The sequence below is a fragment of the Streptomyces sp. NPDC004721 genome (genome assembly GCF_053601495.1).
Genome location: NZ_JBSGBZ010000022.1, coordinates 1 through 20245 on the forward strand (window position 1 = coordinate 1; position 20245 = coordinate 20245).

At 71.9% G+C, this 20245-nt stretch carries 17 protein-coding genes; 9 read left to right on the forward strand and 8 right to left on the reverse strand.

Annotated elements, in window-relative coordinates; all coding sequences use genetic code 11:
* Positions 1 to 407: 407 nt before the first annotated feature.
* Together ACWEK3_RS21105 and ACWEK3_RS21110 are read right to left on the reverse strand one after the other, a co-directional pair.
* On the reverse strand, positions 408 to 3248 hold the full coding sequence (locus tag ACWEK3_RS21105; protein WP_453250329.1) for an AAA family ATPase: 2841 nt from the start codon (positions 3246 to 3248) through the stop codon (positions 408 to 410).
* Between the two features lie 880 nt (positions 3249 to 4128).
* A complete protein-coding gene (locus ACWEK3_RS21110; protein ID WP_450547207.1) occupies positions 4129 to 4965 on the reverse strand; it encodes a response regulator transcription factor in 837 nt (278 codons plus the stop codon).
* A gap of 136 nt (positions 4966 to 5101) precedes the next feature.
* On the opposite strand from ACWEK3_RS21110, the gene ACWEK3_RS21115 reads away from it, so the two are divergent.
* A complete protein-coding gene (locus ACWEK3_RS21115) occupies positions 5102 to 6775 on the forward strand; it encodes an AMP-binding protein (protein WP_390728344.1) in 1674 nt (557 codons plus the stop codon).
* The gene (locus ACWEK3_RS21120) at positions 6772 to 8394 is read left to right on the forward strand and encodes an AMP-binding protein (RefSeq protein WP_450547208.1); all 1623 of its coding nucleotides are present in this window, start codon (positions 6772 to 6774) and stop codon (positions 8392 to 8394) included. The genes ACWEK3_RS21115 and ACWEK3_RS21120 overlap by 4 nt, the downstream gene beginning before the upstream one ends.
* A gap of 184 nt (positions 8395 to 8578) precedes the next feature.
* Here ACWEK3_RS21120 and ACWEK3_RS21125 read toward each other — a convergent pair whose 3' ends face one another.
* Entirely contained in the window at positions 8579 to 9244 is a 666-nt protein-coding gene (locus ACWEK3_RS21125; protein WP_453250330.1) for a DUF4097 family beta strand repeat-containing protein, read from the reverse strand.
* 241 nt (positions 9245 to 9485) lie between these two features.
* On the opposite strand from ACWEK3_RS21125, the gene ACWEK3_RS21130 reads away from it, so the two are divergent.
* Positions 9486 to 10241, forward strand: coding sequence for a helix-turn-helix domain-containing protein (locus ACWEK3_RS21130; protein WP_453250331.1), 756 nt, complete (start codon positions 9486 to 9488; stop codon positions 10239 to 10241).
* Positions 10242 to 10633: 392 nt separating this feature from the next.
* Positions 10634 to 12418, forward strand: a complete 1785-nt coding sequence (gene gcl, locus ACWEK3_RS21135; RefSeq protein ID WP_450547210.1) for a glyoxylate carboligase — start codon at positions 10634 to 10636, stop codon at positions 12416 to 12418.
* A 91-nt stretch (positions 12419 to 12509) separates the two neighbouring features.
* On the opposite strand, the gene ACWEK3_RS21140 is transcribed toward gcl, so the two are convergent.
* The 5 genes from ACWEK3_RS21140 to ACWEK3_RS21160 form a co-directional block, all read right to left on the reverse strand.
* The gene (locus tag ACWEK3_RS21140) at positions 12510 to 13094 is read right to left on the reverse strand and encodes a TIGR04222 domain-containing membrane protein (protein WP_450547211.1); all 585 of its coding nucleotides are present in this window, start codon (positions 13092 to 13094) and stop codon (positions 12510 to 12512) included.
* 210 nt (positions 13095 to 13304) lie between these two features.
* A complete protein-coding gene (locus ACWEK3_RS21145) occupies positions 13305 to 13541 on the reverse strand; it encodes a hypothetical protein (RefSeq protein ID WP_365437029.1) in 237 nt (78 codons plus the stop codon).
* Positions 13542 to 14004: 463 nt separating this feature from the next.
* Positions 14005 to 15468 carry a catalase gene (locus tag ACWEK3_RS21150; RefSeq protein ID WP_365778034.1) on the reverse strand — a complete coding sequence of 488 codons (1464 nt, stop codon included), beginning with the start codon at positions 15466 to 15468 and terminating at the stop codon, positions 14005 to 14007.
* Positions 15469 to 15664: 196 nt separating this feature from the next.
* Positions 15665 to 16558: a 2-hydroxy-3-oxopropionate reductase gene (locus ACWEK3_RS21155; protein WP_450540770.1), complete on the reverse strand. Its 894-nt coding sequence runs from the start codon at positions 16556 to 16558 to the stop codon at positions 15665 to 15667.
* 67 nt (positions 16559 to 16625) lie between these two features.
* A complete protein-coding gene (locus tag ACWEK3_RS21160; protein WP_450540769.1) occupies positions 16626 to 17465 on the reverse strand; it encodes a TIM barrel protein in 840 nt (279 codons plus the stop codon).
* Positions 17466 to 17635: 170 nt separating this feature from the next.
* On the opposite strand from ACWEK3_RS21160, the gene ACWEK3_RS21165 reads away from it, so the two are divergent.
* From ACWEK3_RS21165 to pucL, 5 genes are all read left to right on the forward strand, one after another.
* Positions 17636 to 17887: a hypothetical protein gene (locus ACWEK3_RS21165; RefSeq protein ID WP_376403059.1), complete on the forward strand. Its 252-nt coding sequence runs from the start codon at positions 17636 to 17638 to the stop codon at positions 17885 to 17887.
* Positions 17884 to 18246, forward strand: a complete 363-nt coding sequence (locus ACWEK3_RS21170; protein WP_361412247.1) for a helix-turn-helix domain-containing protein — start codon at positions 17884 to 17886, stop codon at positions 18244 to 18246. The genes ACWEK3_RS21165 and ACWEK3_RS21170 overlap by 4 nt, the downstream gene beginning before the upstream one ends.
* 120 nt (positions 18247 to 18366) lie before the next feature.
* Entirely contained in the window at positions 18367 to 18876 is a 510-nt protein-coding gene (uraD, locus tag ACWEK3_RS21175; protein ID WP_365430719.1) for a 2-oxo-4-hydroxy-4-carboxy-5-ureidoimidazoline decarboxylase, read from the forward strand.
* Positions 18877 to 18898: 22 nt separating this feature from the next.
* A complete protein-coding gene (gene uraH, locus ACWEK3_RS21180; protein ID WP_450540764.1) occupies positions 18899 to 19300 on the forward strand; it encodes a hydroxyisourate hydrolase in 402 nt (133 codons plus the stop codon).
* Between the two features lie 8 nt (positions 19301 to 19308).
* Complete coding sequence (gene pucL / locus ACWEK3_RS21185) at positions 19309 to 20244, forward strand: factor-independent urate hydroxylase (protein ID WP_390724595.1); 936 nt, start codon at positions 19309 to 19311, stop codon at positions 20242 to 20244.
* Position 20245 lies beyond the last annotated feature (1 nt).

Below are 20245 nucleotides of genomic sequence, written 5' to 3' on the forward strand. Positions count from 1 at the left end.
GCGTGCCGCCGACCACGGGCCGGGGGGCGGCGACCGCGGAGGGGGCGGTGGGCAGCGCGGCCGCGGCAGCGCCGAACGCGACCGCGGCGGCGGTCCGTCTGGCGCGGGTGAGGCCGAACATGCGTCTCCTCGGGGCAGGCCGGTGGGGGTCGCGCGGGCGAGTGGAGCACGGGAGCCGTGGGTTCCGTGTTCGGACCCCGTGTGCCCGGGCGAGCGGCACGCCCCTTACGCTAGGTCCGGGCCCACCCTCCTCCAATGAGGGAACCCCCTAAGGGAGTTGGGCAGGGAAAACCCTCGGTCCCTCCCGGTGGTCCCACGGTGGCCCCCCGGTGGTCCCCGCTCGTCCCGCGGCGCCTTCCGGTGCCGCCCTCACCGGCGTCCACGCGGACAGTCAACCCGTGCGGCGCTCACTTCGCGCGCCGGCCTGCCGCCAATCGGACGATGTCGACGCGCGAACGGATCCCCAGCTTGCGGTAGACACGGGTCAGGGTCGCCTCCACCGTCTTGACGCTGATGAACAGCCGCGCGGCGATCTCCCGGTTCGTCGCGCCCTCCATGACCAGCGCCGCCACCTGGCGCTCCATGGCCGCCAGTCCGTCCAGCGCCGCCGGGGCCACCTCCGCCTGCTGCTTGGGCCGGGCGGCGGCGGCCTCCTCCACCCGGCGCAGCCACGGCAGCGCGCGGCAGCGCCGGAACAGCCGCGCCGCCTCGTCGTACGACGTCGGCACCGGCACGGTGGCCGTCCCTGTCCGGCCGACCCCCAGGGCCGGGGCGAGGGTGCGCAGCCGAGCCAGCGCGAACGCGGCGCGGGCCTCCTCCAGACCGTTGCCGAGCTTCGCCAGCCGGTCCTGTGCGGACGTCAACTGGGCCACGGCCGCGTCCTGGTCGCCGCGGGCCGCCCGCACCTGCGCCTCGGACCGGTCGAGTACGGCCAGCACGCTCTCGCGGCCGAGCCGCAGCGCGTGCTCGCGGGCCACGTCGATGACGCGCTGGGCCTCGGCCTGCTCCCCGGTCCGCACCAGGGCCTCCGCGAGGTCGCCGTGCCAGCGGCCGCGCGCCGGATCGGTGATGCCGAGCCTCAGCTCCAGCTCCCGCACCCGGCGCAGCGCCGTCACGGCGGCCTGGTCGTCCCCGGCCACCAACTGGGCGTGCCCCAGGGCGGTCAGGGCGCGCGAGAGATACATCTGGTCGCCGTCCTCCTCGGCGTGCCCCACCGCCTCCCGGGCCAGTGCGAGCGCCCGGTCGGTGCTGCCGCCGGAGGCCTCGGCGAGGGAGGCGAGCGTGGCCGAGGCGCTCTCGCCGATGCCGGTGTCCCGGGCCATCCGCAGACTCTCGCGGGACAGGTCCAGGGCCCGGCCGCAGTGGCCGGAACGCAGTTCGGTCTCGGCGAGCAGGCGCAGGAAGTGCACCTCGCTCTCGACCATGCCGCGGCGCCGCACCTCGCGCAGCAGCGCGGTGATCGTCGCCCGGGCCTCGGCCAGCCGGTCGCTCATCAGCAGCCAGCGGTAGCGGGCCGAGCCGACGCCGTTGTGATGGCAGGCGACGTACGGGTGCTGAGGCTCCCGCAGCGCCCGCTTGATGGTGGCGGGGGCGTTCGGATGCCCCATCAGGGTCTCGGTGGAGGCCTGGAAGGCGAGCGCCATCAGCTCGGTGCGCCGGTCCCGGCCGCGCTCCGCCAGTTCGGCGGCGTGCGCGGCCTCCTGGCGGGCCTCGGCGAAGTCGCCCTCCACGACCAAGCCGCGCCAGGCCAGCTGGTAGTGGACCAGGGCGAGCAGCCGCGGGTCGTCGCCCGCGTCGGCGAGCGCCTGCGGGAAGACGGCGTCCACGTCCCCGAGGGCCTGGCCGGCCGACTCGATCACCACCATCCAGGCCCGGACCCGTTCGGCGGGCACGGTGGCCCGGGTCAGCACCTCGCGGGCGAGATCCCGGGCGAGGTCGACCTCGCCGGCCATGATGGCGTCCTCGGCGGCCTGCAACCGCCGGCCGTCCGGGCCCGGCCCGCTGCCGGCCGGGGTGTGCCGGGCGGCGAGCAGGCCCAGCGAGGCGGCCACCGAGGGCGCCCCGCGGTCCCGCGCCAGCGCGGCGGCCTCGGCGAGCTGTGCGGCCACCTCCGGGTCGGTGCCGGTGGTGGCCAGCGCCAGGTGCCGGGCCCGCTCGATGGGGTCGGGGGCGGCGGTGGCCAGCGCGGCGTGGGCGGCCCTCCGTTCCTGGGCGGGGGCCTCCGCGTACAGCGCGGCCGATATCAGCGGGTGCGCGAACCGTACGGCGGGGCCCTCCCGCTCGGTGGCCAGCAGCCCCAGTTCAGCGGCCTGCGCGCACTCGGCCTCGGCGTTGCCGCGGCCGGCCGCGTGCAGCAGGGCGGGGGTGGGGCGGGCGCCGGCACTGGCCACCAGCAGGGTTCGCCGGGCCTCGTCCGACAGCATCTCCAGCCGGCTCAGGACGAGGGCGCGCAGCGAGGTCGGCACCGGCAGCGGCTCGCCCGGACGGGGCGGGGTGGGGCTCTCGGCCAGGGCGCGGCCCAGCTCCAGTGCGAACAGGGGGTTGCCGCCGCTGGTGCGGTGGATGTCGCGGACCGTGGAGCGGGGCAGTCCGGCGTAGCCGCGGTGGCCGAGCAGGGCGGAGACCTGGGTGCGGGTCAGCGGGCCCAGCCGGACGGAGAGGGTGTCGGGCGGGGAGGCGCGCAGGTGGCGGTCGTACTCCTCGTCCTCGGTCCGCACCGCGCACAGCATCTGCACGGGTGTCTCGCCGAGGCGCCGGGCGGCGAAGCCGAGCAGTTCGGCGCTGGCCGAGTCCAGCCACTGGAGGTCGTCGGCGACGATCAGGACCGGGCCCTTCGCGGCGAGCGCGCGCAGCGTGGAGAGCACGGCCAGGCGCAGGGCGAGGCCGTCGCGCTGGAGGGTGGACTCGCCGCGGCCGGTGAGCGCCGACTCCAGCGCGGTGTGCTGGGCGGCGGGCAGCTTGCCGGACACCTCGTCCAGGACCAGGCCGAAGAGGTCGGCCAGGGCGAGGAAGGGCAGGTGGGATTCGGACTCGGTGGCGGAGCAGCGCAACACGGTGCGGGCGTTCGGGGCATATTCCGCGGCCAATGCCCGCAGCACCGTCGACTTTCCTATTCCGGCCGGCCCGTGCAGTAGCACACTCCCACCGCGCGCGAGCTGCTCCCGCGCCGCCGCGGACGGCTCCTCCTGGCCGATGACCAGCTCGGAACGGCAGCTCGCAGGGCCCTTGAAGTCCCGTCGCACGGTCACCGCTCCCCTCGAGTGTCGTGTTCGGGCCAAATTCTAGGCAACCCGCCCGTGAATTTCGGACAGCCGGGGTGGTGAGGGAAATAACAGCGCCCGGAGCACGCCCATATTCAAAGCACCACTGAATGAATACGCCCCCCACGAGCAGATCCCTCCGACGGTACCCCCGCCACACCCCCACCGACACTCCACGCGTCGGCCTTCCCGCCCCGGCTACCGGCACCCCTACGAGAGCCGCGCCCGCCGGTGCGTGCCGGGGGCTCGACCTCGGCCGGGGCAGGACCCGCGTCCCGGGCCAACCCGGTGAGCCCGCCGCTGCCGGTACGCCCCGCGGGGGTGCGTGTTCCCGCCGGTGCCGGTAGCCCGCCCACGGGCTGCGCCCGAGTTCCGGGCCGTGCCCGGCGAGCCTGCCGCCGCCCTGGCGCCGGCACCGCTCCCGGTAGCCCTGCGGGAGTCGTTCCCGCCGGTGCCCAAGTCCCAGCCTCCCGGCCGATGCCGCGGAGTCCCGCACTGGGCCGTCCACGGGCTGCGCCCACGTTCCGGGCCGGGCCGGCGGGCCCGCCGCTGTCCCGGCGGCGCCGCCGGTATCCCCCTGCGGGCGGTGCCTGCCGGTATCCCGCCCCTGGTCGGGTGCCGGAAGCCTGCTCATCGGGCTGCGCCTGTCCACCCGCCACCCCCGCGTTCCGGGCCGTGCCCGGCGAGCCCGCCGCTGCTCCGGCGCGGGCACCGCTGCCGTTACCCCCTGGCGGCGCCCGCCCCCGGCCGGGCGCCGGAAGCCCGCTGTGCCGGGCTGCGCCCGCTGTGCCGGGCTGCGCCCGCTGTGCCGGGCTGCGCCCCGCCCGCCACTACCCCTGCTTCCGTCGCGGGCCAAGGCCCCCTGCCCCTACGGCAGTACCCCCGCTCGGCGGGCCGTCGCCACTGCCTCGCCTCTGGTGTGGGCGCCCAGTTTGCGCATGGCTGCGCGGAGGTAGCTCTTGACGGTTTCCGGGCTCAGGCCCAGGCGGGTCGCCGCGGCGGCGTTGGTCGCGCCGGCGGCGACGCAGGTCAGGACGTCGATCTCGCGGGGGGCCAGGCTCACGTCCGCCACCGGGGTGGCCGCCGTGGTCAGCAGGCCGCAGGCGTTCAGGAGTTCGGCGCGCAGGCCGGGATCGGAGATCCGGGGGGCCAGGGCGCGCAGGGCCGCGTGGGCCTCGCGGACCTGCTCCCAGGCGACCCCGTCCGCGGGGTCCGGGGCGGCCGCCGCACGGGACGCCGTCAGCAGGTCCCGCGCCTGTTCCTCCGCCACCAGCGCCTGCTCCACGTCCCGCGCCGCCTCCACGGCCGCGCTCAGCGTCCGGTCGCCCAGCGGCTGGGCCGTGCGCAGCGCGCCGTAGAGCACGCCGCGCACCCGGCGCCGTACGACCACCGGCACGGCCAGCACCGAGCGCAGCCCCTCCGCGGCGACCGGGACGTCGTACTCGTGGCTGATCCGCGGGGACAGCGAGTAGTCCGTGACCGCGCACGGGCGGGCGAGCGCCACCGCCTTGCCGCCGAGCCCGTTGCCGGAGCTCACCGCGAGCGCCCTGAGCGCGAGCGTCGTCGTGCCGGTCAGCTCGCTGATCCGCACCCGCGGCCGGCCCGGCTCGACCAGGCCGCCGAAGGCGACCGGGAGGCCCGTCGCACGCCGCAGCCGTACCAGCGCACCACGGATCTCCGCCGCCCCGGACGCGTCCGCTCTCACCCGCTCGCCCCTTCGCCGTGGACCGTCATGGACCTTCCCACTCACCACACCCCCGTTCGGGGGTGGTGAGACGCACATCACGGATTACACGATGGCAGAGAGCCGCCCGGCAATGGTCCGGGACCAAGGAGGACAGATGACGACGGCGACGGAGCTCTTCCGCAGGGCGCGGGACTTCCTGCTGGAACACCGTGAGGACTACGCCACCGCCTACGCCGGCTTCGAGTGGCCCCGCCCCTCCCACTTCAACTGGGCACTGGACTGGTTCGACGCCGTCGCCGAGGGGAACGACCGCACCGCCCTGCACATCGTCGAGGAGGACGGCACCGAGACCCGCCTCTCCTTCGCCGAGATGTCCGAGCGTTCCAGCCGCGCGGCGAACTGGCTGCGCGACCGCGGTGTCGCCGCCGGGGACCGCATCCTCGTCATGCTCGGCAACCAGGCCGAGTTGTGGGAGACCGCGCTCGCCGCGATGAAGCTGCGCGCGGTCGTCATCCCCGCCACCCCGCTGCTGGGCCCGGCCGACCTGACCGACCGCGTCGAACGCGGCCGGGTCAAGCACGTGATCGTACGCGCCGCCGACACCGCCAAGTTCGCCGACGTCCCCGGCGCCTACACCCGTATCTCGGTCGGCGGCCTGCCGGAGGAGGGCTGGGAGCCCTACGAGGACGCGTACGCCGCCCCCGCCGCGTTCGTCCCGGACGGGCCCACCCTCGCCGACGACCCGCTGATGCTGTACTTCACCTCGGGCACCACGGCCCGCCCCAAGCTGGTGGAGCACACCCATGTCTCGTACCCCGTCGGGCACCTGGCGACCATGTACTGGATCGGCCTGAAGCCGGGGGACGTGCACCTGAACATCTCCTCGCCCGGCTGGGCCAAGCACGCCTGGTCGAACCTGTTCGCGCCGTGGAACGCCGAGGCGACCGTCTTCATCCACAACTACACCCGCTTCGACGCCGCCCGCCTGATGGCCGAGATGGACCGCGCGGGCGTCACCACCTTCTGCGCCCCGCCGACCGTGTGGCGCATGCTGATCCAGGCCGACCTCACCCAGCTGCGCACCCCGCCCCGCGCGGCCGTGGCCGCGGGCGAGCCGCTGAATCCCGAGGTCATCGAGCAGGTCCGGCGCGCCTGGGGCGTGACCATCCGGGACGGCTTCGGGCAGACCGAGACCGCCGTGCAGGTCTCCAACAGCCCCGGCCAGCCGCTGAAGACCGGCTCCATGGGACGGCCCAGCCCCGGCTACCGAGTCGAACTGCTCGACCCGGTGTCCGGCGCGCCCGGCGCCGCCGAGGGCGAGATCGCGCTCGACCTGTCCGCACGCCCGGTCGGCCTGATGACCGGCTACCACGGCGACCCGGACCGCACCGCGGAGGCGATGGCCGGCGGCTACTACCGGACGGGAGACGTCGCCTCCAGGGACGAGGAGGGATACCTGACGTACATCGGGCGGTCCGACGACGTCTTCAAGGCCTCCGACTACAAGATCAGCCCGTTCGAGCTGGAGAGCGCCCTGCTGGAGCACGAGGCGGTGGCCGAGGCGGCGGTCGTGCCCGCGCCGGACCCGCTGCGCCTGGCGGTGCCGAAGGCGTACGTCGTCCTCGCCGAGGGCTGGGAGCCCGGCACCGGCACCGCGAAGGTCCTCTTCGAGCACTCCCGGGAGGTGCTCGCCCCCTACAAGCGCATCCGCCGCCTGGAGTTCGGCGAGCTGCCCAAGACCGTCTCCGGCAAGATCCGCCGGATCGAGCTGCGCGAGGCCACGGCCGAGGGCTCGGCGAACGAGTACCGCGAGGAGGACTTCCGATGAGCGAATTCCAGGCGACTGAACTGTCCTACGCCCACGGAACCAGCGGCACCCCGCTGCTGGGCGACACCATCGGCGCCAACCTCGACCGGGCGGTCGCCGCCTTCGGCGACCGCGAGGCGCTCGTCGACGTGTCCTCCGGACGCCGCTGGACCTACGCCGAGTTCGGCGCCGCCGTCGACGAGGTGGCGCGCGGACTGCTCGCCAAGGGCGTGTCCAAGGGCGACCGGGTCGGGATCTGGGCGGTCAACTGCCCCGAGTGGGTGCTCGTCCAGTACGCCACCGCGCGCATCGGCGTGATCATGGTGAACATCAACCCGGCCTACCGGGCCCACGAGGTGGAGTACGTGCTCCGGCAGGCCGGCATCTCGCTGCTGGTCGCCTCGCAGGCCCACCGGACCACCGACTACCGGGCGCTGGTCGAGCAAGTTCGCGTCAAGTGCCCCGAGTTGCGGGAGACCGTCTACATCGGCGACCCGTCGTGGGACGCGCTGACGTCCGCCGGAGCCGATGTGACGGTGGAACGATTGACGGCGATACAGACCGAGTTGAGCTGTGACGACCCGGTCAACATCCAGTACACCTCGGGCACCACGGGTTTCCCCAAGGGCGCCACCCTCTCCCACCACAACATCCTCAACAACGGCTACTGGGTGGGCCGTACGGTCGGCTACACCGAACGGGACCGGGTCTGCATCCCCGTGCCGTACTACCACTGCTTCGGCATGGTGATGGGCAACCTGGCGGCGACCTCGCACGGCGCCTGCATGGTCATCCCGGCGCCGTCCTTCGAGCCGAAGGCCACCCTGGAGGCCGTGCAGCAGGAGCGCTGCACCTCGCTGTACGGGGTGCCGACGATGTTCATCGCCGAGCTGAACCTCCCCGACTTCGCGTCGTACGACCTCACCTCCCTGCGCACCGGCATCATGGCGGGCTCGCCCTGCCCGGTGGAGGTGATGAAGCGGGTGGTCGCCGAGATGCACATGGAGGAGGTCTCCATCTGCTACGGCATGACCGAGACCTCGCCGGTCTCCCTCCAGACCCGGATGGACGACGACCTCGAACACCGCACCGGCACGGTCGGCCGCGTACTGCCGCACCTCGAGGCCAAGGTCGTCGACCCGGCCACCGGAGTCACCCAACCCCGCGGCACGGCAGGCGAGTTGTGCACCCGCGGCTACAGCGTGATGCTCGGCTACTGGAACGAGCCCGAGAAGACCGCCGAGGCCGTCGACCCGGGCCGCTGGATGCACACGGGCGACCTGGCGGTGATGCGCGAGGACGGGTACGTCGAGATCGTCGGCCGTATCAAGGACATGATCATCCGCGGCGGCGAGAACATCTACCCGCGCGAGATCGAGGAGTTCCTCTACGGCCACCCGAAGATCCGCGATGTCCAGGTGGTCGGCGTGCCGCACGAGAAGTACGGCGAGGAGGTGCTGGCCTGCGTCATCCCGCTGGACGCGGCCGATCCGCTGACCCTGGAGGACCTGCGGGCCTTTTGCGAGGGCCGGCTGGCCCACTACAAGATCCCCAGCCTGCTGCGGGTCCTGGACTCCTTCCCGATGACCGTCTCCGGGAAGGTGCGCAAGATCGAACTCCGCGAGAAGTACGCCCTGTGAGCGGACGGCCGGCGCCTCGCGCACCTGTGGTGCCCGAGGCGCCGGCCGTGCGGTTCACCGGCTGCGGGGTGCCCCCGCCATCGACATCCCGGACGGCGGCCTGGAAGGAACAGCCCGCCGAACGCCTCGATCTGCAGGCTCTCGATCGCGTCAGGCCCGGCCGGATGGGCCTGTTGCCGCTCCTTCAGCGGCTGCGGGCGGTGATGTCGCCCTGTGAGGTGGTGGCGCGGATGTCGAGTTCGACGGTGCCGTCGTTCTTGAGGGAGTTGCTGACGCGGCCGTAGCCGGTGTCGGCGTCCAGCGCGGCCGAGACGCCGCCGGTGGCGGCGACCGAGATGTCGCCGGACTGGGTGCGGAGCACGACCGTGCCGCGCACGGCCTCGGTGATCCGGATGTCGCCCCTCGCGGTGCTGATCTCCGCGGGGCCGCCGAGCCGGCCGACCTCGACATCGCCGTCGATCGCGGTGAGGCGGACGCTCGCGGCCTCGTCGATCTTGATCTGGCGGTACGCGCCTTCGAAGACGACGTCACCGAGGCGGCCGACGCCGCGGAGCTCGGAACCGGCGGCCTTGCCCTCGACGCGGGAGCCGGCGGGCAGCTGGACGGTGACCTCCAGGGATCCGGAGGGGCCGAAGGCCTGGTTCCTGGGCTCGGGGGTGTGGATCCGCAGGACGCCGTCGGTGCAGGCGACGCTGGTCTGCTCGGCGGTCTGGACGTCGCGCTTCTTGGAGGGGTTGGCGGGCAGGACCTCGACGGTGGTGTCGGCGCGGTCGGCGGCGATGAACTGGACGCGTCCGGCGGGGATGTCCAGGACGGCGGAGATCGGGGCGGGGGTGTCGAACTTCTGCATCATGCTCTCCCGTGCTGGCTCGTTGTTTCCGATGCCAGAAACGCTACGTTGCTTTTCAAGAACCATCAACATATTCGTTGCGCAGAATCGACAAAAGTGCAGGTGAAGGCCTGGGAATTGTTGCAACGGTCTCGCCGGTAACGCAACGGCGGCTGCTCCGAGCGTTGCAATGGGTGATGAGTGAACGCTAGGGTGAGGGTGAGGGCGGGGACCGCCACGAAGGATCACCAAGGAGATCGCGATGCCGGGAGGCAGGCTCACCCAGCAGGAACGCCGGCAGATCGCGCTGGGGCTGGCCGACAGCCTCCCCTACGCCGAGATCGCCCGCCGCCTCGACCGTCCGACCTCGACGGTCACGCGTGAGGTGATGCGCAACGGCGGCCCCACCGCCTACCGTGCCGACCTGGCCCATCGCGCCACCGAACGCCGCGCTCGCCGGCGCGGGCCCGCCCCGTCCCGTGGGTCGGAGTCGGTCCCCCAGTCGCACGGACGCGACGCCGAGGCCGTGGCCGAGTACGAGGAGACGCTCACCACCGTCCTCATGGCCTCGGGCCTGCCCAAGATGACGGCCCGGGTGCTGACCTGCCTGTTCACCACCGACGCCGGCAGTCTCACCGCGTCCCAGCTCGCCCGGCGCCTCCAGGTCAGCCCGGCGTCCATCTCCAAGGCGATCGCCTTCCTGGAGAGTCAGAGCCTCGTCCGCCGAGAACGCGACGAGCGCCGCCGCGACCGCTACATCGTCGACGACGAACTCTTCTACCAGGCGACGATCGCCAGCGCCCGATCCAACGACCAGCTCGTCGAGACCGCACGCCAGGGCGTCGCCGTGCTCGGCCCCCACACTCCCGCGGCCACCCGCCTGGAGAACATCGCCCGCTTCCTCGACTTCATCAGCGAGAGCATCACCCGCGCCGCCGAGCAGGCCCGCGAGGTCCTCCACACCAAACCCGGAACGACCTCGAACGACTCCGCTCGGCCCGGTCCGGGCCACGAATAGACGGCCGTCCAGCAGACAGCCGTCTCGAACGTCACAGCCGGCGGCTCCGCCCCGGCCGCGCAGGCGCGCGGCCGGGGCGGAGTCGTACGGACGTGTGCGCGGCGGCAGGTCGGACGGCGCGGCGGGGCACTCCCGGGCATGGCTCATTCCAGGGCGTCGCACCGGGGGTGGCGGTCGGGGAGCGTCCCGTGGGGCTCCGCCGAGCCCCCGCCCGCCCGGAGTTTCCGCCATCCGAGGCCGCCCCTTGCCCACTCTTGACGCACTTTGCGGGCCGCACTTACATTGCTTCCAGATCGTAGAAAGTAGTTTCCGCTATACGGAAGAGTCACAACCGCGGGGCGCGACGGGCGTGCGAATCCGACAGCCGAAGACAGCCGAAGCAGGAGAACTCGATGGCTCGTATGACCGCTGCCCGTGCGGCAGTTGAGATCCTCAAGCGCGAGGGCGTCACCGCCGCGTTCGGTGTGCCGGGCGCCGCGATCAACCCCTTCTACGCGGCGCTCAAGGCGTCCGGCGGTATCAACCACACCCTCGCCCGCCATGTGGAGGGCGCCTCGCACATGGCCGAGGGATACACGAGGACCCACGCGGGCAACATCGGCGTCTGCATCGGCACTTCCGGCCCCGCCGGCACCGACATGATCACGGGCCTGTACTCGGCCACCGGCGACTCCATCCCGATCCTGTGCATCACGGGCCAGGCCCCCACCGCCGTGATCCACAAGGAGGACTTCCAGGCTGTCGACATCGCCTCCATCGCCAAGCCGGTGACCAAGATGGCCGTCACCGTCCTGGAGGCCGCGCAGGTCCCCGGCGTCTTCCAGCAGGCCTTCCACCTGATGCGCTCCGGCCGGCCCGGCCCGGTCCTGATCGACCTGCCGATCGACGTCCAGCTCACCGAGATCGAGTTCGACCCGGAGACGTACGAGCCGCTGCCCGTCTACAAGCCGGCCGCGACCCGCGCCCAGGTCGAGAAGGCGATCGCGCTGCTCAACGAGTCCGAGCGGCCGCTGATCGTCGCGGGCGGCGGCATCATCAACGCCGACGCGGCCGAACTCCTCGTGGAGTTCGCCGAGCTGACGGGCACTCCGGTCGTCCCGACCCTGATGGGCTGGGGCGTCCTGCCCGACGACCACGAGCTGAACGCGGGCATGGTCGGCCTCCAGACCTCGCACCGCTACGGCAACGCGACCTTCCTGGAGTCCGACTTCGTCCTCGGCATCGGCAACCGCTGGGCCAACCGCCACACCGGCAAGCTGGACGTCTACACGGCCGGCCGGAAGTTCGTCCACGTCGACATCGAGCCCACCCAGATCGGCAAGATCTTCGCCCCGGACTACGGCATCGCCTCCGACGCCAAGGCCGCGCTGGAGCTGTTCGTCGAGGTGGCGCGGGAGCTGAAGGCGGCCGGACGGCTGCCCGACCGCTCAGCCTGGGCGGACGCAGCGCAGGAGAAGCGGGCTAAGCTGCAGCGCCGTACGCACTTCGACGACATCCCGATCAAGCCGCAGCGCGTCTACGAGGAGATGAACAAGGCCTTCGGCCCGGAGACCCGGTACGTCTCCACCATCGGCCTCTCGCAGATCGCCGGCGCCCAGATGCTGCACGTCTTCAAGCCGCGGCACTGGATCAACTGCGGCCAGGCCGGGCCGCTCGGCTGGACCGTCCCGGCCGCGCTCGGTGTCGCCAAGGCCGACCCGGAGGCGTCCGTCGTCGCACTCTCCGGCGACTACGACTTCCAGTTCATGATCGAGGAGCTGGCGGTCGGCGCGCAGCACAAGATCCCCTACGTCCATGTGCTGGTCAACAATTCCTACCTGGGCCTGATCCGCCAGGCGCAGCGGGCCTTCGACATCGACTTCCAGGTCAACCTGGAGTTCGAGAACATCAACTCGCCCGAGCTGGGCGTCTACGGCGTCGACCACGTCAAGGTCGCCGAGGGCCTGGGCTGCAAGGCAATCCGGGTGACCGACCCCAATGAGCTCGGCGCCGCCCTCGAGGAGGCCAAGAAGCTCGCCGCCGAGCACCGGGTGCCGGTCGTCGTCGAGGCGATCCTGGAGCGCGTCACCAACATCTCGATGTCGGGCACCAACGACATCGGCAACGTCGTCGAGTTCGAGGAAGTGGCCACGGAGCCCGGCCACGCCCCGACCTCCATCAGGACGCTGAAGGTCTGAGGCACGGACGCCGATCGAAGGGGACGGCCCGCCCGCAGCGGGCCGTCCCCTTCATGCTGTCCCCATGCTGTTCTGGCGTACCTCGGTACCGTCACACGGAGGCGCAGCTGAACCCGCCCGAGCCGCCGCCGCCCCAGGACTGCCGCAGCTCCCGTTCGGTCGTCCCGCCCCGCCCGAGGAGTCCCGCCTCCCGCGCGAAGCGCGGCACGAGCCGGGTCAGCGCCCGGTCCCCGTACAGGGCCACGGCCAGCAGCCGGTCGTCGAACGACAGGCCCCTTCCGTTCGCGGGCAGCGGATGCCGGTTCCGCAGGTCCCGCAGGGTCCGCCGGCCGGCCCGGGTGCGCCCGGGCGGGAAGACGCGCAGCAGCCCGGCGACGGTGAGTTCGTAGCGCAGGTCGATCAGCGCGAGGGCGACGGGCTCCCGGTCCAGCAACTGCCGCATGCCCGCGGGGCGGTAGAGAGCGGCGTGCACGGTCTTCGCCAGGTGGGTCAGGGCGGGGAGATCCGCCCTGGCGCCGTGGGCCGGCCCCGCGGTGCGCATCGTGCCGCCGCGTCCGGGTTTGACGGCTCCCCGCGCCTGCAGAGCGAGCACGGCGACCGTGACGGCGGCGCGGCGGCCGCCCCTTAGAAACGCGATCTCGTGCGGCGCGAGCCGGTTCGTTGCGTCACTGTCCATGGCACCCCCAGCGGCCGGAACACGGGGCCCGCCGCCCCCGTACCGGCGGGCCCCGTCGAGGAGAATGTGCCCGCAGCCGGGCCTACCCGATACCTGCCGCCCCTACTTCAGAGCATGATTTGAGCAAGCCGTACCCGCGGTACGCCCACTGCGGTAGACACCCCGGCCGCTCGTCCTCCGGCCGTCCGGTGGCCCGGCTGCGCCGTGCGTTCAGGTGTCGTCGTGTTCCGGTAGGCCCGGCCAGGTTTCGGGGCCGCCGCCCTGCCATTCGATGAGGTCGCTCTCCTCCACCTCTACGCGGTCCAGGTCGGCCAGCCGGAGGATTTCGACCACGTCGTCCAGGTGGGACGCGAGTCCGAGGGTCACGTCGCCCTCGGTCACCCGCCGGGAGCCGTCCAGGGCCGGTGCGTGCACCACGATGTGCGGATACTTCGTGGGGTTGTCCATGTCCTCAGCCTCCTGGTCCTCAGCCTCCTGCGCCGGTCCCCGGTCCGCACCCCGGGGACACCGGGACCAGGTGGACGACGAGGAGCGCCGGACCCGGGTTCCGACCCGGGTCCGGCGCTCCTCCTCCGGTCCGCTTGGTTGCCGTCCGACGGCGCGAGACTGGGCGCGACAGGACATTCGCGCCGCCGGACGGGATCAGGGGCCTCGCGGCAGAACCGTTCTGCGCGAGGCGGGTGGCCGGGACCGCGGCGGGTGCGACGGCTCCGGGACGCCCTCTCTCCGGTCGGGAGAACGCTCCGTCGCCTTCACCACCGCACTGGCTCGCACGCCGCCGCGGTCCACGCGCCCGCACGGCCATCGGACGGCCACCCCTCATCCGGGTCGTCCGACGGCCCGGGCGGGCCGTATGCGTACGGGGTCCGGGGCATGACCTCCCGGCGGACCCCGTACGCGGCTCTTGGTGTCACTCCTCGCGCAGGGCGCGTACCGCCTCCTCCACGCGCCTGCCGTAGTCCGGGTCGGCGGCGTGGAAGTGCGCGAGGTTCTTCTCGATCACGTCGTCGCGGGAGACCTGCGAGAGGCCGCCGGCGATGTTCGCGACCAGACGCCGCTTCTCCTCCTCTGACATCAGCCGGTACAGCTCGCCGGCCTGGAAGAAGTCGTCGTCCTTGGTGTGCGGGGGCGCCGCGTGGGTGCCCGTGTGGCCCGTCACCGCCAGCGGGGCCGACAGCGGACGGCCGGTCTCGACGGGGCCGTCGTAGGAGTTCGGCTCGTAGTTCTTGGCATACCGGCCCTGGGAGTTGGACGCCATGAGGCCGTCACGGCCGTAGTTGTCCGCGCCGCCGGGCACGGCCTTCGGGGCGTTCACCGCGAGCTGGGTGTGGTTGACGCCCAGGCGGTAGCGGTGGGCGTCGGCGTAGGCGAACAGCCGCCCCTGGAGCATCTTGTCCGGCGACGGGCCGACGCCCGGCACGAAGTTGTTCGGGGAGAACGCGGCCTGCTCGACCTCGGCGAACACGTTGTCCGGGTTGCGGTCCAGGACCAGCCGGCCCACCCGCCGCAGCGGGTAGTCCTTGTGCGGCCAGACCTTGGTCACGTCGAAGGGGTTGAAGCGGTAGTCGGCCGCCTCGGCCGCCGGCATGATCTGGACGTACAGCGTCCAGGACGGGTGTACCCCGCGCTCGATCGCCTGGAGCAGGTCCGTCTGGTGGGAGGCCGGGTCCGTGCCCGCGATCTCCTGGGCCTGCTCGGTGGACAGGCAGCGGATGCCCTGGTTGGTCTTGAAGTGGTACTTGACGAAGAAGGCCTCGCCGTCGGCGTTCGTCCACTGGTAGGTGTGCGAGCCGTAGCCGTTCATGTGGCGGTACGAGGCAGGGATGCCGCGGTCGCCCATCAGCCAGGTCACCTGGTGCGTGGCCTCGGGGGAGTGCGCCCAGAAGTCCCAGACATTGTCCGGCTCCTGGCGACCCGTGAACGGGTCGCGCTTCTGCGAGTGGATGAAGTCGGGGAACTTCACCGGGTCCTTGACGAAGAACACCGGCGTGTTGTTGCCGACGAGGTCGTAGTTGCCCTCCTCGGTGTAGAACTTCACCGCGAAACCGCGCGGGTCGCGCACCGCGTCCGCGCCGCCGAGGGAGTCCGCCACCGTGGAGAAGCGCGCGAACACCTCGGTGCGCTTGCCGACCGTGCTCAGGAAGTCGGCGTGGGTGTAGCCGGTGACGTCGTCGGTCACCTCGAAGTGGCCGTGGGCGCCGGAGCCGCGGGCGTGCACCACGCGCTCCGGAATGCGCTCGCGGTTGAAGCGCGCCAGCTTCTCCAGCAGGTGCTGGTCCTGGAGGAGGAGGGGGCCGCCGATACCGGCGGAGGCGGAGTTCTGGTTGTCGGCGACCGGGGCGCCGGACTCGGTCGTGAGGACGCGCTTCGACATCAGGGACCTTCCGTGCAGAGGAGCAGCGGAAATACGTTTCCGCTTCGTGGAGTTTCCGCTGGCGTGGAGCCTAGGATCGGTGTGATCGGCGCGTCAACAGTTTGTTGAACAAGAGGTGGTGGATCCGGACGGCGCCGCCGCCTGGGCGCGACATGACTGGTGTCGGCGGCGGCGCCGTCCGGAGGTCTGGGGTCCGTCAGACCTGGGCGCCCGACAGGCGCTCCACGGCCCGCAGCAGGGCCGAGTGGTCCAGGCCGCCGTCGCCCTGCGCGCGCAGGGAGGCCACCAGCTGGGCGACCACCGCGCCGACGGGCAGGGCGGCACCGACGGTGCGGGCCGCGTCCGTCACGATGCCCATGTCCTTGTGGTGCAGGTCGATGCGGAAGCCCGGCTTGAAGTCCCGCTGGAGGAAGTTGTCCTTCTTCCGCGTCAGCACGGTCGAGCCGGCCAGGCCGCCGTTGAGGACGTCCAGCGCCGCCTTCAGGTCCACGCCCGACTTCTCCAGGAAGACCACGGCCTCGGCGCACGCCTGGATGTTCACGGCGACGATCAGCTGGTTGGCGGCCTTCACGGTCTGGCCGGAGCCGTGCGGGCCGCACAGCACGATGGTCTTGCCCAGGGCGTCGAAGAGCGGCTTGGCCGTGTCGAAGTCGGCCTGCTCGCCGCCGACCATGATCGACAGCACCGCCTCGACGGCGCCCGCCTCACCGCCGGAGACAGGGGCGTCCAGGACCCGGATGCCCTTGTCCGTGGCGGCGGCGGCCAGGTCGATCGAGGTCTGCGGGGTGATCGAGGACATGTCGATCAGCAGAGCGCCGGAGCGCGCGTTCTCCAGAATGCCGTCCGGGCCGTACGCGATGGCCTCGACCTGCGGCGACGCGGGCACCATCGTGATGATCACGTCGGCGTCCCGGACCGCCTCGGCGATCGAGCCCGCCGCAGTGCCGCCCGCGGCGGCCAGCCGGTCCAGCTTCGCCTGCTCCAGCGTGTAGCCGGTGACGTCGTAGCCCGCCTTGATCAGGTTCTCGGACATGGGGGAGCCCATGATGCCGAGGCCGACCCAGGCAACCTTGGGAAGGGTGGTGGTCATGTGCGGGTGCCTCTCTAACTTCTGTGCTGCGTCTGGGAGTCGGGGCCCTGGGAGGTGCCCGGGCTGGTCAGCGTGCCGCTCGGGCCCCGGCCGGCAGCCACGCGAAGGCCTCGGCACTCGGCCTGTCGCCCGGCTTGTACTCCAGGCCGACCCAGCCGTCGTAACCGGCCTTCCCCAGCTGGTCGAGGAGGTCCTCCAGCGGGAGCGAGCCCGTGCCGGGCGCGCCGCGGCCGGGGTTGTCGGCGATCTGGACGTGGCCGGTCCGCGCGGCGTACCGCTCGATCACCGACGGCAGGTCCTCGCCGTTCATGGACAGGTGGTACAGGTCCATCAGGAACCTGGCGTTGCCGAGGCCCGACGCCGCGTTCACCTTGTCCACCACCTCGACGGCGGCGGGCGCGCTCACCAGCGGGTACAGCGGTGACTCCGGCTTGTTCAGCGCCTCGATCAGCAGGATCGCGCCGATCCGGTCGGCGGCCCGGGCCGCGAGGACCAGGTTGTCCAGCGCGAGCGCGTCCTGCTCGGCCGGGTCCACACCCTCGACCCGGTTGCCGTACAGGGCGTTCAGGGCCGTGCAGCCGAGGGACTGGGCGAGGTCCGCGGCCACGTCGATGTTGGAGCGGAACCTCTCCGACTCCTCACCGGGGACGGACAGTGCGCCACGGTCGGGGCCCGGGAGCTTGCCCGCGTAGAAGTTCAGGCCGGTGAGCTGTACGCCCGCGTCCTCGATCGCCTTCTTCAGGGCATCGGTCTCGGAACGCTCCGGGGTGGGGGAGTCGATCCACGGCCACCACAGTTCGACCGCGGTGAAGCCGGCCGCGGCGGCGGCCGCCGGCCGCTCCAGGAGCGGGAGTTCCGTGAAGAGGATCGACAGGTTGACGTTGAAGCGCTGGTCTGCGAATCCCATCAGGGCCGCGCTCCCTTCCGTTGTCGCCGTATTCCGTATAGTGGAAGTTCGTTTCTGCGTAATGGAAGACTGCCGGGGGGTGTCGCGGCTTGTCAAGAGGGTGTGGGCTCCTGTGTGGATCCCGGTCGCCGGGACTGCCCGGAAAGCGGCCCGCGCGTTAGGTTGTGCGCGTGCGATTGAGAGTGGAGTTCACGACCGAACCGTTCGACCTGGACGAGGCCCCCGCGCACGCGGTGGTGGCGCGGGAGGTCGTCGAGGCCGCCGAACTGGACGCCGTGGACGTCGGCCCGTTCGGCAACACGGCCGAGGGGGGCGCCGACGCCGTCCTGGACGCCGTGGACGCCCTGCTGCGCAGGACCCTCGGGGCCGGCGCCACCCGGATCTCCCTTCAGGTCACCGTGATCGGGGAGGACGTCAGGTGATCGGGGAGGAGCCCTTCATCGCGGCCCTGAAGCCGCTGGTCGACGCGATCGGCGGCCGGATGCTCCCGCCCGACGAGGCCGGCCCCGACGACGTCGTGCTCTCCTGGGAGGGTGCCGTCGCCGTCGCCGTACGCCTGCCGCAGCTCGCCGACTCGCTGGACCACATCCTGGCCGCCATGGAGCGCAGGCAGGGCATGCCGCTCGCGGACCTGGACCGCAAGGCCAAGCAGGAGGTCGTGCGGGTGCTGGAGGCGCGCGGCGCCTTCTCCGTCCGGCACGGGGTGGAGACCGTGGCGAGCGCGCTGGGCGTCAGCCGCTTCACCGTCTACAACTACCTCAACCGCGACAAGCAGGGCTGAGCCGCCACCGGGCCCGGCGTCCCGGATTTTTCAACAAACTGTTGACGCGGTGTTCGTCAGGGCGTTAGCTATGCGCAGCCCGTTCAACGCGAAGGCCGTCAACAGCCCACGGAGGCTCCCGTGACTTCGACCTCAACGCCACCGGGCCTCGCCCGATTCAACGCCCTCCCCGAAGACGCGGCCCGAGCGGCCCTTCTGGAGGCGTGCGCCAGCACGGCGTGGGCCGAGCGGTTGCTGGCGGCCCGGCCCTGCGACACCCCCGACGACCTCGAAGCCGCGAGCGACGCCGCCATGGCGGAGCTGACCCCCGCGGACCTCGGGGAGGCGATGGCCGGCCACCCGCCGATAGGCCGTCCCAAGCCCGGCGACCCGGCCTCGGCCCGCGAACAGCGCGGTATGGCCGGCGCCTCCGAGGAACTCAAGGCCGAGATGCTCGACCTCAACCTGGCCTACCAGGACAAGTTCGGCCACGTCTTCCTCATCTGCGCCACCGGCCGGACCGGCGAGCAGATGCGCGACGCGCTCAAGGAGCGGATCGGCAACGCGCCGGAGCAGGAACGCGAGATCGTCCGCAGCGAACTGGGGAAGATCAACCGCATCCGGCTCGCCCGACTGCTCGCAGACGCCTGAGAAGACGCCCGAAGAGGAAACCATGAGCACCGAGACCACCGCCTCCGTGTCCACGCACATCCTGGACACCTCCGCCGGCCGCCCCGCCCAGGGCGTCGCCGTCCACATCCTGGCCCGTTCGGGCCGTGACGCGGACTGGCGGGCGCTCGGCGGATCCTCGACCGACGCCGACGGGCGGTGCAAGGACCTTCCGGCGCTGCCGGAGGGCACCACCCACGTACGGCTCGAGTTCGACACCGAGACGTACTTCGCCAAGAAACAAGCCGCGGCCCAGCAGGACGCCCCCGCGCTCCGGGACAGCGAGAACGGCCGGCCGGTGTTCTTCCCCGAGGTCACCATCGCCTTCGCGGTGGTGCCCGGTGAGCACTACCACGTTCCGCTGCTGCTCAACCCGTTCGGCTACTCCGTTTACCGAGGGAGCTGACCGACACCATGACCCGTTTCGTCCTGGGACAGAACCAGTACGGCAAGGCCGAGAACCGAGTCGTCAAGATCACGCGTGACGGCGACACGCACCACATCAAGGACCTGAACGTCTCCATCGCCCTCTCCGGCGACATGGAGGAGGTCCACCGCAGCGGTTCCAACGCGAACGTCCTGCCGACCGACACCACCAAGAACACGGTGTTCGCCTTCGCCAAGGAACACGGGATCCAGAGCGCCGAGGACTTCGGTGTCAAGCTCGCCCGCCACTTCGTGGACAGCACCGAGCCCATCCACCGGGCCCGCATCCGCGTCGAAGAGTACGCCTGGGAGCGGATCGAGACCTCGCAGTCCGGCGCGCGCTTCGTCGGCTCGGACGAGATCGCCCACTCCTTCGTCCGCAAGGGCCAGGAGACCCGCGTCGCGCAGATCACCTACGACGGCCACGGAATCCAGGTGCTCTCCGGGTTCAAGGACCTGACCGTCCTGAACTCGACCAACTCCGAGTTCTTCGGCTTCCTGAAGGACAAGTACACCTCCCTTGAGGAGGACCACGACCGCATCCTCGCCACCACCGTCTCCACCTGGTGGCGGCACAACTGGAACGGCATCGACTCGCACGCCCCTGACTGGGAGCGCTCGTACAACGGGGTGCGCAAGCACGCGCTGCAGGCGTTCGCCGAGACCTACTCGTACTCGCTCCAGCAGACCCTCTTCGAGATGGGTGTGCGGGTGCTGAACTCCCGCGATGAGGTCGACGAGATCCGCTTCTCGATGCCCAACAAGCACCACTTCCGCTCGGACCTGTCGCCCTTCGGGATCGAAAACGATGCCAAGGACGGCGCCGTCTACTACGCCGCCGACCGCCCCTATGGCCTGATCGAGGCCACCATCCTGCGGGACGGCGCTGAGCAGCTCATCCCGGTCGACATGACCAACCTCTGAC